The sequence below is a fragment of the Candidatus Marifrigoribacter sp. Uisw_064 genome (assembly GCF_047730175.1).
In the GTDB taxonomy this organism is placed as follows: domain Bacteria; phylum Bacteroidota; class Bacteroidia; order Flavobacteriales; family Flavobacteriaceae; genus Marifrigoribacter.
This window is the reverse complement of sequence record NZ_CP159833.1, coordinates 676,474-689,341: the sequence shown is the minus strand read 5'-3', so window position 1 is coordinate 689,341 and position 12,868 is coordinate 676,474. Positions and strand designations below refer to the sequence as shown.

13 protein-coding genes are annotated in these 12,868 nt (G+C 31.9%); 9 read left to right on the top strand and 4 right to left on the bottom strand.

Annotation, left to right across the window (positions count from 1 at the left end):
* Positions 1-12: 12 nt before the first annotated feature.
* Together ABXT64_RS03085 and dnaG are read left to right on the top strand one after the other, a co-directional pair.
* The gene (locus ABXT64_RS03085; protein WP_443633922.1) at positions 13-990 is read left to right on the top strand and encodes a polyprenyl synthetase family protein; all 978 of its coding nucleotides are present in this window, start codon (positions 13-15) and stop codon (positions 988-990) included.
* A gap of 78 nt (positions 991-1,068) precedes the next feature.
* Complete coding sequence (gene dnaG, locus ABXT64_RS03080) at positions 1,069-3,030, top strand: DNA primase (protein ID WP_443633921.1); 1,962 nt, start codon at positions 1,069-1,071, stop codon at positions 3,028-3,030.
* Here dnaG and ABXT64_RS03075 read toward each other — a convergent pair.
* The gene (locus tag ABXT64_RS03075) at positions 3,027-3,659 is read right to left on the bottom strand and encodes a response regulator (protein WP_443633920.1); all 633 of its coding nucleotides are present in this window, start codon (positions 3,657-3,659) and stop codon (positions 3,027-3,029) included. The two genes, dnaG and ABXT64_RS03075, sit on opposite strands and share 4 nt — an antisense overlap.
* A gap of 144 nt (positions 3,660-3,803) precedes the next feature.
* Positions 3,804-4,595: an NAD(+) synthase gene (nadE, locus tag ABXT64_RS03070; protein ID WP_443633919.1), complete on the bottom strand. Its 792-nt coding sequence runs from the start codon at positions 4,593-4,595 to the stop codon at positions 3,804-3,806.
* A 95-nt stretch (positions 4,596-4,690) separates the two neighbouring features.
* Here nadE and gldB point away from each other — a divergent pair, with 95 nt between their 5' ends.
* Both gldB and gldC read left to right on the top strand, forming a co-directional pair.
* On the top strand, positions 4,691-5,647 hold the full coding sequence (gene gldB, locus ABXT64_RS03065; protein WP_443633918.1) for a gliding motility lipoprotein GldB: 957 nt from the start codon (positions 4,691-4,693) through the stop codon (positions 5,645-5,647).
* The gene (gene gldC / locus ABXT64_RS03060; RefSeq protein ID WP_443633917.1) at positions 5,647-5,985 is read left to right on the top strand and encodes a gliding motility protein GldC; all 339 of its coding nucleotides are present in this window, start codon (positions 5,647-5,649) and stop codon (positions 5,983-5,985) included. Before gldB ends, gldC begins: the two co-directional genes overlap by 1 nt.
* 63 nt (positions 5,986-6,048) lie before the next feature.
* Here gldC and yihA read toward each other — a convergent pair whose 3' ends face one another.
* On the bottom strand, positions 6,049-6,654 hold the full coding sequence (gene yihA / locus ABXT64_RS03055; RefSeq protein ID WP_443633916.1) for a ribosome biogenesis GTP-binding protein YihA/YsxC: 606 nt from the start codon (positions 6,652-6,654) through the stop codon (positions 6,049-6,051).
* Positions 6,655-6,665: 11 nt separating this feature from the next.
* Positions 6,666-7,430 carry an alpha/beta fold hydrolase gene (locus ABXT64_RS03050; RefSeq protein WP_443633915.1) on the bottom strand — a complete coding sequence of 255 codons (765 nt, stop codon included), beginning with the start codon at positions 7,428-7,430 and terminating at the stop codon, positions 6,666-6,668.
* A gap of 265 nt (positions 7,431-7,695) precedes the next feature.
* On the opposite strand from ABXT64_RS03050, the gene mraZ reads away from it, so the two are divergent.
* The 5 genes from mraZ to ABXT64_RS03025 are packed head-to-tail and all read left to right on the top strand — an operon-like array spanning position 7,696 to position 12,868.
* Positions 7,696-8,169 carry a division/cell wall cluster transcriptional repressor MraZ gene (gene mraZ / locus ABXT64_RS03045; RefSeq protein WP_443633914.1) on the top strand — a complete coding sequence of 158 codons (474 nt, stop codon included), beginning with the start codon at positions 7,696-7,698 and terminating at the stop codon, positions 8,167-8,169.
* Positions 8,156-9,052, top strand: coding sequence for a 16S rRNA (cytosine(1402)-N(4))-methyltransferase RsmH (gene rsmH, locus ABXT64_RS03040; RefSeq protein ID WP_443633913.1), 897 nt, complete (start codon positions 8,156-8,158; stop codon positions 9,050-9,052). Before mraZ ends, rsmH begins: the two co-directional genes overlap by 14 nt.
* A 32-nt stretch (positions 9,053-9,084) precedes the next feature.
* The gene (locus tag ABXT64_RS03035; RefSeq protein ID WP_443633912.1) at positions 9,085-9,402 is read left to right on the top strand and encodes an FtsL-like putative cell division protein; all 318 of its coding nucleotides are present in this window, start codon (positions 9,085-9,087) and stop codon (positions 9,400-9,402) included.
* A 2-nt stretch (positions 9,403-9,404) separates the two neighbouring features.
* Complete coding sequence (locus ABXT64_RS03030; protein WP_443633911.1) at positions 9,405-11,408, top strand: penicillin-binding protein; 2,004 nt, start codon at positions 9,405-9,407, stop codon at positions 11,406-11,408.
* Positions 11,405-12,868 carry a UDP-N-acetylmuramoyl-L-alanyl-D-glutamate--2,6-diaminopimelate ligase gene (locus ABXT64_RS03025; RefSeq protein WP_443633910.1) on the top strand — a complete coding sequence of 488 codons (1,464 nt, stop codon included), beginning with the start codon at positions 11,405-11,407 and terminating at the stop codon, positions 12,866-12,868. Before ABXT64_RS03030 ends, ABXT64_RS03025 begins: the two co-directional genes overlap by 4 nt.

Sequence of the window (12,868 nt, the reverse complement as noted above, 5' to 3'; positions counted from 1 at the left end):
TTTGGCAATCTTATGAAGATTATTTCTCAAATAAAACTTCCCATTGATTACGAAATGGAACTTTTTGAAAAAAAGTTCCTGCTTTCTATGTCGTCAAAGGTTTCCCTTCTTAATCGCATTATGCATTATGTGGTAAATCGAAAAGGCAAACAAATGAGACCCATGTTTGTTTTTTTAATTGCTAAAATGGTAAACAATGGAGAAGTAAATGAAAGAACCTATAGAGGAGCTTCAGTTATCGAACTTATACATACAGCTACTTTAGTTCATGACGATGTAGTCGATGACAGTAATCGTAGGCGTGGTTTCTTTTCAGTAAATGCACTTTGGAAAAATAAAATTGCAGTCTTAGTTGGAGACTTTATGCTATCTAAAGGACTGTTATTATCCTTAGAAAATGATGATTTTGATTTATTGAAAATTATTTCAATAGCAATTAGAGAAATGAGTGAAGGTGAATTACTTCAAATTGAAAAGGCAAGAAGGCTTGATATCACTGAAGAAGTTTACTATGAAATCATTCGTCAAAAAACAGCAACTTTAATAGCAGCATGTTGTGCTATGGGTGCTCAATCTGTAAATGCGCCAAAAGGTGAAGTGGAAAACTTAAGAAAGTTTGGTGAATATATTGGGATGGCTTTTCAAATAAAAGATGATCTTTTTGATTATGGGCAAGAGAAAATAGGAAAACCTACAGGAATCGATATTAAAGAGCAAAAAATGACCTTGCCTTTAATTCATTCGCTTAATAATTGTTCTTCAAAAGAAAAAGGGTGGGTGATTAATTCAATTAAAAACCATAATACAGATAAAAAAAGGGTTGAAGAAATAATTGCTTTTGTGAAGGGAAAAAAAGGCCTTGAATATGCAGTTCAGAAAATGAAAGAGTATCAACAAAAAGCGTTGGATATATTGCGGCCTTATCCAACATCTGATTTTAAAGATGCTCTAGAATTGATGGTTAATTACGTGATTGAACGTAAAATATAATAAGAAACTTACATTTCTCGAATAAATTACTCTTTTGAACATGTTTTATGTATTTTTAATTTCTGAAAAAATAATCATTTGATTTCAAGAACCACTATAGACACTGTATTTGAAACTGCTCGCCTTGAGGAGGTTATAGGTGATTTTGTGGTTTTAAAAAAATCGGGAAGTAATTTTAAAGGCTTAAGTCCATTCTCTGAAGAACGTACACCAAGTTTTATGGTGTCACCAGCGAAACAAATTTGGAAAGATTTCTCCAGTGGTAAAGGAGGAAATGTAGTTTCATTTTTAATGGAACATGAACATTTTACGTATCCAGAAGCTATTAAATATTTAGCTAAAAAATATGGAATTGAGATAGATGAAATCGAACAAACCGATGAGCAAAAAGAACAAGCTGATGAAAGAGAAAGTCTTTATTTAGTAAGTGAATTTGCCAAGGACTATTTTCATAGAGTCTTATTGAAAGTAGAAGAAGGAAAAGCCATTGGCCAAACTTATTTTAAGGAACGAGGTTTTACGGATGAAACTATAAAACAATTCGATTTAGGGTATTCTCCTAATCAATGGGAAGCTTTTACGAGTGAAGCAATTAAAAAAGGGTATAAGCTTGATTTTCTAGAAAAAACAGGCCTCACCATAGTTAAGGAAGAAAAACAATTCGATCGATTTAAGGGAAGAGTAATGTTCCCTATTTTAAGTATGAGTGGTCGTACTTTAGGCTTTGGTGGTAGAATATTAACCAACGATAAAAAGGCAGCTAAATACCTGAATTCTCCCGAGAGTGATATTTACCATAAAAGCAAAGTATTGTATGGTATTTACCATGCCAAACAAAGCGTCGCAAAAGAAGATAATTGTTATTTGGTTGAAGGGTATACAGATGTAATACAGTTTCATCAAACAGGAATTAAAAATGTGGTTTCGTCTTCTGGAACTGCCTTAACTTCAGATCAAATTCGATTAATAAATCGATTGACAAAAAATATCACTGTTTTGTTTGATGGCGACGCGGCTGGATTAAGAGCTTCTTTGCGAGGTATAGATTTAATCTTAGAGCAAGGTATGAATGTGAAAATTTGCACCTTTCCTGAAGGCGAAGATCCAGACAGTTTTGCGAAAAGTAATTCTTTAGAGCAATTAACTTTATATCTTGAAGAGCAATCTCAAGATTTTATCAGCTTTAAAGCTTCATTATTAGCTGAGGAGGCTAATAATGATCCTATTAAAAAAGCGGAAACCATTCGAGATATGGTAGAAAGCATTGCTAAAATTCCTGATGTAATTAAAAGAGAAGTATATATAAAAGAATGCTCTCGAATCATGGATATTAGTGAGGAGGTACTTTTTGATACCTTAGCGCAAATACTTCAGAAAGAAAAAAGAGATCATAAAAAAACACAAAAAGGAACAGAAGGTTTAAAAGTAGTTCCTTCTGAAAAGCAAACAATAAAGAAAGTTGACGTTCAGTTCGAATTAGAACAAAAAATTATAGAAATTTTACTTTTATATGGAACGGAAGAAGAAGATTTTGAAGAAGTTCATTTAGAAACCAATGAAGAAGGTGCGATCTCTTTTAAGTCTGAAATTATCAACTCTAAAGTATTTGAAAAGATTTACCTTGATTTACAAGAAGACGAAATTGAGTTTACTAATAATGATTTTAAAGAACTGTATTTTGAAATAATTAATTATTTTAATCAGAATCAAGAGATCAAAATTGATAGTTTTATGAGTCAGTTGCATCCAGAAAAAGCGGAAGCTATTTCAAGTATTTTAATGGATGATGAAAAACATCAACTTCATAATTGGGAAAGTAAAGAGATTTATGTAAAACCCAAAAAAAATTCCCTACCTCAATTAGTGAGTGAAACAATTTTGACCTTGCGAAAATATTTAATTCAACAAAAAATAGAAGATCTTTCTATTGATATAAATGATTTAGATGATAGTCAAAAAGAAAATAGCCTACAAGATATTGTAGACTATATTACTCTTAAAAAAATTCTTTCAGAAAAATTGAATAGGGTTTTAAATTAACCGAATTGAAACATTCTAGATTGATGTATTAAATCGGCTAAATTATCTACTTTAAGCTTTTTAAGTAACCTAGTTTTATAAGTACTTACAGTTTTTTCATTGATGTCTAAAGTTTGAGCAATATCTTTATTACGTTTTCCTCTAGATAATAAATTTAATACTTCAATTTCTCTTGAAGATAATTTTTTATACCTACTTAAAGCACTTGTTTCACCCACATTTCTACTTGTAAAAGTAGAAGTTAGTTCTTCATTCAAGAATATTCCTCCTTTAGCTATTCTATTCAATGCTTTTAATAGAACTTTCGATGATGCTGTTTTTGGTACATATCCAGCTGCGCCAGATTTTATGGAACGAAGCGCATATATTTCTTCAGGATGTGTAGAAAAAATTAATACACGAGTTTCAGGAAATTGAGATTTTATACCTCTCAATGCATTGATGCCACTTACTTGGGGCATATCGATTTCCATAATTAAAATATCTGGTTTATGTTCCTGTAATTTTAAATACAGTTCATTGCCATTATTTGCTTTTCCTATTATCGAAAAATTGTCGTTCTTTTTCAGCAAACAAGAAACACCTTTTAATGTTACTGGATGATGATCTGCAATTAATATTCTTTTCATATTATAGTCTTAATAAACAATATAAGAGACTTAATATATAAGCGTGAGGTTATATATCTGATTAACTTAAGTGCAAATCTAAATTAAATAACTACGCGAGGTAGGTAATTTCGTTCAAATCCATTAAAATTCGTTTAAATCCTTTTAAAGCTTTAAATCAATGGGAATACTACAAACAGGTATGGGTTTCATTTTATGTTGATTTGCAGTGTTTAGTCGAAAATAAATATCAAATACTTCTTTTTCACGATTTTTAAAATCAGAAGAGTTTTTTCCTACATCTTGCATTCTCATTGCCCATTCTAATTCGTCATAACTCGCTCCAATTTGATCTTCATCTGTTCTACTATCACCAAATAACCCATCTGTTGGAGCAGCATTTAATATAGATATTGGGACATTTATTAATGCTCCAACTTGAAACACTTCACTTTTTAATAAATCAGCAATCGGACTTAAATCAACTCCTCCATCACCATATTTAGTAAAAAAGCCAACTCCAAAATCTTCTACCTTATTACCAGTTCCGGCAACAAGAAGCCTTTTAAGGCCTGCAAAATAATAAATAGTTGTCATGCGTAACCTTGCCCTGGTATTTGCAAGAGATAAATTTAATAAACTATCATCATTAACTGTTGGAGTTTGTTCTTTAAATAATTCAAAAACAGGAGTTAAATCGACACAGGCATCAGTTACTTTAGGAAACCGTTCTTTAAGTTGTGCTATATGTTCTTTTCCTCTAGACACTTGGTTTGGAGATTGATGGATAGGTAATTCAATACAATGTACAGGAAAACCTGTCATAGCACATAATGTTGAAGTGACTGCGGAATCTATTCCGCCACTAATACCTAATACAAAACCATTCATCTTTGAATTTTCAGCATATTCTTTTAACCAGGTTACGATATGATTTACTACTTTTTCTGTATGCATGTTCTAAGTTTTAATAATACATTTGCAATGCAAAAATAGCGGAAAGTAAAATTTAAAAAAAGTAAATACGTTTAACTCTTGCAAAGTGAATTAAAATGAAGCACCTTTTTTCAATAATTATAGTCCTATTATTAGCTTCTTGCTCTTCAGAAAAGAAGACTGAAAAAGAAATTGAAGCTATTCCTGTAACTATAGAATTATTAAGATTTGATACTATATTTGGTAAGGCAACAGAAAACGATTTGCCTAAATTAAAATCTAAGTATCCAGAATTTTTTCCAAAACAGTACCATGATAGTGTTTGGTTCAATAGAATTAATGACACATTTCAAAAACAATTATTTGAAGAAGTAATTAGAAAATATCCAACAAATGAAAACTTAGAAGAACAATTTACTTCTTTGTTTCAGCATATAAAATACTATTTTCCTATTATAAAAATTCCTAGAGTAATTACGTCAATAGATTTTGTAGATTATAAAAATAATGTAATCCTTACAGATGAAAACTTATTAGTCTCTTTAGATACTTATTTAGGAAGTGAACATTCTTTTTATGAAGGTATTCCAATGTATATCTCTCAAAACATGAAAGAATCCCAGATTATTTCAGATGTTTCTTCAGCCTATGCAAAACAATTTGTTTCTATGCCCGTAGAAAGAACATTTTTAGCTCAAATGATGTATCATGGAAAAGTATTATACCTAAAAGATTTGTGGATTCCCAAGGGATCAGATGCTGTTAAGATAGGGTATACCCAAGGTCAGGTAGATTGGATGTTAGAAAATGAAGCTGAGATTTGGCGAAACTTTGTAGAGAATGAAGTTCTTTTTAGTACGGACGCTAAATTGTTGCCGAGATTTATTTATCCAGCGCCATTTTCTAAATTTTATTTGGAAATCGATAATGAATCACCAGGTAGAGTAGGTCAATATATGGGCTGGCAAATCGTACGATCATTTATGGAAAAAAACAACATAGATTTGCAACAATTAATGATGATGAATGCTGATGAAATATTTAATGCTTCAAAATATAAACCAAAAAAATAATGAATAATAGTAAGACTTCAGAAATTAAAATTCAGGTAACATTAGACGATAATAAAATTCCTGAAAAATTAAACTGGACCGCAGAAGATGGTGGGGTAGCTTTGGAAGAATCTAAGGCAATATTTATGTCTTTTTGGGACCATAAAAAAAAGGAATCTTTGCGAATTGATTTATGGACAAAAGATATGCCTGTAGATGAGATGAAAATATTTTTTCATCAAACATTAAGTGCTATGGCTGATACTTTTCAAAGAGCAACTAATGATGAAAAAATGAGTGCAACTATGCGTGATTTTTGTGATTATTTTGCTGAAAAATTAGAGTTGAAAAAAGAATAATTTTAAATCTAATTATTGTTTAAAATTATTTATCAGGCGGACTAAATTCCTTGATTGAAGAGATTAATTGTCTTTTAATTTTATATTAATAGATTCAATATACGCAAGCAATTCTTTTCGCCCCATATTATTACTAGCAGAGGTAATAAAATATTCAGGTATTTCTTCCCAAGTTTCTAGCATTTTGTTTTTGTAAGACTCAATATTTCTTTCTAATGCATTAGGCCTTAACTTATCTGCTTTTGTAAAAATTATTGCGAAAGGAGCATAATGTTCTCCCATCCACTTCATAAATTCTATGTCAACAGGTTGCGGTTCATGACGGCAATCAATTAATATAAAGGCGAGTACGAGCTGTTCTCTTTTTCTGAAATAATCTGTAATAAATTTCTGAAATACTTTTTTCGCACTTTTTGAAACACGTGCATAACCATATCCTGGTAAATCAACTAAATACCAACTCTTGTTGATAATAAAGTGATTTATTAATTGAGTTTTTCCTGGTCTACCTGATGTTTTTGCAAGGTTTTTCCGTTGCATTAACATATTGATAAGAGAAGACTTTCCTACGTTAGATCGGCCTATAAAAGAATATTCAAGGAAATTATTTTTTGGGCATTTGCCAACATCGCTGTTGCTTACCAAAAATTCTGCTGATTTAATCCGCATGTAATTTTGTTTTAAAACTTACGCTTTTGAATCCAAGCGTGTAAAATTTCATTAAAAAGATCTGGATGCTCCATCATAGCAGCATGTCCGCATTTTTCAATCCAAAATAAATCTGAATCGGGTAATAATTCATGAAATTCCTTAGCTACCTTTGGTGGAGTTACTGAATCATTTTCACCCCAAATGATACATGTGGGAGTTTTCATACTAGGTAAATCTTTAGCCATGTTATGACGAATTGCACTTTTGGCAATAGCTAAAGTCCTAATTAATTTATTTCTATCATTAACTGAAGCAAAAACTTCATCAACAATTTCTTTAGTAGCTACCGCTGGATCGTAAAAAACATTTTCTGCTTTTTGTTTTATGTATTCATAATCTCCTCTTTTAGGAAATGACCCACCCATTGCACTTTCATATAAACCAGAGCTACCTGTAATAACCAAGGCTTTTATTTTTTCAGGAAAAGTCTTGGTACAATACAATCCAATATGTCCTCCTAAAGAATTACCCAGTAAAATAACATTTTTTAGCCCCTTATAATCAATAAAATCTGATACATATTTTGAGAAATACTTTACATTAGTCTTGAGCAAAGGCATATCATAGATCGGCAGTTCGGGAATTAACACTCGATACCCTTTAGTTGGAAAAAAATTTGAGACACCTTCAAAATTACTTAAGCCACCCATTAATCCATGTAATATGATTATTGGGGTTCCTTCTCCTATATCGAGGTATGAATATTTTTCTTCTTTATTAAGTCTATGCGCCATTCTTGATAAATGCAAATATTGTTTCTAAACCCTTTAGTTAAATCATTTTTTCCTTCTTCAAAAATGAAAGATGTTAAGGGGTTTTCAATAGCAAAAGTAAGCAAAAATATTTCAAGGGAATGGAATTAAATAAATAACTGAATATCAGTTTTTTAGTAGGTGTGCTGGCAAAGTGGTAAAACTTATTAACAAAGTGGTAAAATGTGGTAAAATGTGGTAAAAGTTCTATATATTTGAATCTATAATTATTTAATTTTCAGCAAGCGTGCTTAATTTAATAGGAACATACGAATGTAAAGCCGACATAAAAGGTCGAGTGATGATACCTGCTGCTTTAAAAAAGCAATTGGCATCTGTTTCGTTAAATGGTTTTGTGATTAAGAGAGCGGTTTTTCAGCCATGTATAGAGTTGTATCCTATAGAAGAATGGCAGCAGCTTATGAAAAAGATGGGGGAATTAAATCGATTTAATAGAAAAAATAATGATTTCATACGTCGATTTTCTGCTGGTGTAAAAACGGTAGAGTTGGATGTTACTGGAAGATTATTGATACCTAAAGACCTTTTTTCCTTTGCAGGAATTGAAAAAGAGATAGTAATCTCTTCAGCAATAAACATTGTGGAGATTTGGGATAAAAATAAATACGAACAAGCCATAAATGACGCTGCTAATGATTTTGCAGATTTAGCAGAAGAAGTTATGGGAGATGATAGTGATGTTGGCAATGGAATATCATAACCCGGTATTATTAACCGAGACAGTCGATGGTTTAAATATAGAGCCTGAAGGTGTTTATGTGGATGTAACTTTTGGAGGCGGAGGTCATTCCCGTGAAATATTATCTAGGCTTGGAGAAAAAGGAAAACTGATAGCATTCGATCAAGATGTAGATGCGTTAAAAAACACTATTGATGATCCTCGCTTTTTGTTGATCAATGAAAATTTTAGAGATATCAAACGATTGTTAAGATTTTATGGTTACAAAAAAGTGGATGGGATTTTAGGAGATTTTGGAGTTTCTTCTCATCAATTTGATGTCGCGGAAAGAGGTTTCTCCACACGATTTGAAGCAGATCTAGATATGCGAATGAATCAGACAAATAAATTTTCAGCTTTTGATGTTGTAAATAAATATTCTGAAAAACAATTAAAAGAAGTCTTGCTTCAATATGGGGAATTAAGGTCAGCGTTAGGTATGGCAAGACTAATTGTAGAAGCTCGTAAATCAGGATTAATAAAAACTAGTGATGACCTGAAAAAGGCAATTAAAAAGTTCTTGCCAGGTCATAAAGAGAATAAAATTTTAGCACAAATTTATCAGGCTATTAGAATAGAGGTAAATCAAGAGTTGGAGGCATTGAAAGAATTTTTACTTCAAACACATGAGGTCTTAAAGCCAAAAGGCAGGTTGAGTCTTATCTCGTATCATTCATTAGAGGATAGGTTGGTAAAGCGATATATGCGAAACGGACTTTTTGAAGGAGAGCCAGAAAAAGATGTGTTTGGTAGCGTGGAGGTTCCTTTTAAGTTGGTAGGAAAATTTATAATTCCTTCAAATGAAGAAATAAAATTAAACAATAGAGCGAGAAGTGCTAAGCTTCGAATAGCAGAAAAGTTATAATTAATATTTAATTCTGAAATATTTCAGAAACAATGAAAAAAAATTTTTACAACATACTCAAGGGAAGATTCTTAGTAAGTGATGATGCTTTTAAAAATTGGCGCTTTATCATTTTCCTTTCGGTGTTGGCACTTATCATGATAGCAAGTTCGCATAGTGCAGATAGGAAAGTGCATCAAATTGCAAAAATGAATAACGAAGTAAAGGAACTTAAAAGTGAATATGTTGATGTAAGAATGAAGTTGATGCGGACTAAAATGGAAAGTAAATTAATTAAGGCGATGGAGGGCCGAGGATTAAACCCCTCAATAACCCCACCAAATAAAATAATAATAACCTCAAAAGAATAGCGGTGCCCATAGAAGAGAAGAACATACTAAACCGCTTGTATTTTGTCGCTGGATGTATGTTCATCTTTGCGATATTAATTGCAGTTAAACTTATCAATATTCAGTTTGTTGATGGAGACAAGTATCGTGAATTAGCGCTAAAAAATACCACACGAAATTTCGAAATACCTGCTAGTAGAGGCAATATCTATGCAGATGATGGAAGTCTGTTGGCAACTTCTGTTCCTAAATATGATATTCGTTTTGATGCAATAACGGTTTCTTCTGAAAATTTTAAAAAATTTGTTCCTCAGCTTTCTAGAGAGATGAGTACAATGTTTGGGAAGTCTACCTCTCATTATCAAAATTCACTTCGCAAAGCAAGAACCAATAAGAACAGATATCTCTTAATTGCAAAAAATTTAGGGTATTCAGATTATATAAAAGTTAAAAATTTCCCACTTTTTAAACTTGGGCCTAATCGAGGAGGAATTATTGTAGAACAACGAACTGTTAGGGAGCATCCCTTAGGAAAAATTGCAGAACGTACAGTTGGAAGTGAAAACAAAGGTGGAGTTGGGTATTACGATGTTGGTCTAGAAGGTGCGTTTCATGAATATTTGCAAGGAAAAGATGGCAAACGTTTAAAGCAGAAAATTGCGAAAGGTCAATGGAAACCTGTATATGATGATAATGAAGTAGAGCCTCAAGATGGCTATGATATTATTTCAACCATCAATACAAATATTCAGGATATAGCACACCATGCTTTATTAAAACAATTGGAAATTTATGAAGCGGATCACGGTTGTGTGATAGTGATGGAAGTTGCTACAGGGCAGATTAAAGCTGTTGCAAATTTAGGAAGAAGTAGAAATGGTGGGTATTACGAACGTTTAAATTATGCTGTGGGTGAATCTGGTGAGCCAGGATCAACCTTTAAAACAATTGCTTTGACAGTAGCTTTGGAGCATAATGTGCTAGATACATCAAATGTGGTAAATACTGAAAATGGATCCATACGGATGTATGGTCGTACTATTTCAGATTCAAAAAGAGGTGGTTACGGTGAAATATCAGCAGCGAAAGCATTGGAGGTTTCTTCAAATATTGGCTTTGCAAGAATGATTGATGAGGCATATAAAGACAATCCAAAAAAGTTCACAGACCAAGTTAAAAAATGGAAACTACATACTAAAATTGGAATTCCTATTAAAGGGGAAGGAAAACCAGTAATCCCTGAAGAAGGAGATGCCTTATGGAGTAAAAATGCTTTGCCCTCAATTTCGTACGGTTATAATTTACAGATGACGCCTTTGCAGATTCTTACTTTCTATAATGCAATTGCAAATAACGGGGTTATGGTAAAACCTCAATTTGTTAAGGAAATACGTTCTTGGAATAAAACCGTAAAAAGTTTTGATGCTGAAATTATCGATCCTCAAATAGCTTCTGAAACAACCATTAGTAAAATTCAAGAAATTTTAAAGAACATCGTAAAACGGGGGACAGGAAAAAGTCTGTATTCAGAAAATTTTTCAATGGCAGGAAAAACAGGAACTGCAAGAAAAGACTATGCGAATTTTGAAGAATGGAAAAAAGACAAAAAGTATGTTTCTTCTTTCTCTGGATACTTCCCAGCTGAAAACCCAAAATACAGTTGTATTGTAATGATTCATGAGCCTAGTACTAAAAAAGGATACTATGGAGCCGATGTAACGGGTCCAGTATTTAAACGTATTGCCCAAAAAATATTTACTGATGCGCCATTAAATTCTGATGTTAATCAAATTAATGCGGTAGACGTTGCGATTTCAAATGATTTCGAAAAATTCTATGATAATGCGCAAGAACAATATAAAGTAGTGCCAAATGTAATTGGTTTGGCAGGAATGGATGCAATTTCCTTATTAGAAAACTTAGGTTTAAAAGTAAATGTATTTGGAAATGGTACGGTACAAAATCAATCTATTAAAAAAGGAGAGGCTTATAAAAAAGGTACTGTCATAACACTGAATTTATCATGATTATTTTAAAAGACATATTATATAAGGTGACTATCGAAAAAGTGATAGGAAGTACCTCTGTGTCTATAAATAATATAGAGTTCGATTCACGAAAAATTGTACTAAATGATGTTTTTGTCGCCATCAACGGAGCAATATCTAATGGGCATGACTTTATGCGAAAAGCTATAGATAATGGTGCATTGGTTATAATATGTGAGGAAATTCCAAGTGAAATTATCAACGGTGTTACCTATGTTCAAGTGTTAGATTCACATAAGGCGCTAGCTATTGTATCTTCTAATTATTACGACAATCCTTCTGAAAAATTAAAGCTTATTGGTGTAACTGGGACTAATGGAAAAACGACCATCAGTTCATTGTTATTTCAATTATTTAAAAAAGCAGGATTTAAAGTTGGCTTATTATCTACAGTAAATATAATGGTAGATGATATTGAATATAAGGCAACACATACTACACCCGATTCTTTGACGATTAACAAGTATTTATCTGAAATGATTTCAGCTGGAGTTGATTATTGTTTTATGGAAGTTAGCTCTCATGGAATTCATCAAAAAAGGACTGAAGGCTTATTTTTTGAAGGTGGAATTTTCACTAATTTATCTCATGATCATTTAGACTATCACACCAATTTCGCTGAATATAGAGATGTCAAAAAAGCATTTTTTGATCAATTACCTAAATCTGCTTTTGCATTAACGAATATTGATGACAAAAACGGTCGTGTGATGTTGCAAAATACTGCAGCAAAAAAATATAGTTATGCTTTAAAGACGATGTCTGATTATAAAGCACAAATATTAGAAAATCAATTTAATGGATTGTTATTGAAAATTAACAACCAAGAATTGTGGGTAAAATTAATAGGAAACTTTAATGCATATAATTTATTAGCGATTTATGCTACCGCTGATTTAATGGGTATTGATACGTTGGAAACTTTACAATTAATGAGCACTTTGGAAAGTGTAGATGGAAGATTTCAGTACAAAGTTTCAGAAAAAAATATTACTGCAATAGTAGATTATGCACACACTCCAGATGCTTTAAAAAATGTATTAGAAACAATCAATACGATCCGAACAGGAAATGAAGAATTAATTACTGTTGTTGGATGTGGAGGAGATCGAGATGCACAAAAAAGGCCAAAAATGGGGGCAATTGCCTCACAATTAAGTTCAAAAGTTATTATAACAAGTGATAATCCAAGAACTGAAAATCCTGAAACTATTATATCAGCGATTGAAGAAGGAGTTCCTGCAGAACATTATAAAAAAACTTTGTCGATTTCCGATAGAAAGCAAGCGATTAAAACAGCTTGTCAATTGGCAAACGAAGGAGATATCATTTTAGTCGCAGGTAAAGGCCATGAAACTTATCAGGAAATTAATGGAGAACGATTTGACTTTGATGACTTTAAGATTATTAATCAATTATTAAAAACCCTTAATAAATAA

Bases quoted from the DNA above. Each gene is read 5' to 3' on its own strand.
- ABXT64_RS03085 (WP_443633922.1), top strand. From the start codon at position 13: ATGAAGATTATTTCTCAAATAAAACTTCCCATTGATTACGAAATGGAA.
- ABXT64_RS03075 (WP_443633920.1), bottom strand. From the start codon at position 3,659: ATGAAAAGAATATTAATTGCAGATCATCATCCAGTAACATTAAAAGGT.
- nadE (WP_443633919.1), bottom strand. From the start codon at position 4,595: ATGCATACAGAAAAAGTAGTAAATCATATCGTAACCTGGTTAAAAGAA.
- gldB (WP_443633918.1), top strand. From the start codon at position 4,691: ATGAAGCACCTTTTTTCAATAATTATAGTCCTATTATTAGCTTCTTGC.
- gldC (WP_443633917.1), top strand. From the start codon at position 5,647: ATGAATAATAGTAAGACTTCAGAAATTAAAATTCAGGTAACATTAGAC.
- yihA (WP_443633916.1), bottom strand. From the start codon at position 6,654: ATGCGGATTAAATCAGCAGAATTTTTGGTAAGCAACAGCGATGTTGGC.
- ABXT64_RS03050 (WP_443633915.1), bottom strand. From the start codon at position 7,430: ATGGCGCATAGACTTAATAAAGAAGAAAAATATTCATACCTCGATATA.
- rsmH (WP_443633913.1), top strand. From the start codon at position 8,156: ATGGAATATCATAACCCGGTATTATTAACCGAGACAGTCGATGGTTTA.
- ABXT64_RS03035 (WP_443633912.1), top strand. From the start codon at position 9,085: ATGAAAAAAAATTTTTACAACATACTCAAGGGAAGATTCTTAGTAAGT.
- ABXT64_RS03025 (WP_443633910.1), top strand. From the start codon at position 11,405: ATGATTATTTTAAAAGACATATTATATAAGGTGACTATCGAAAAAGTG.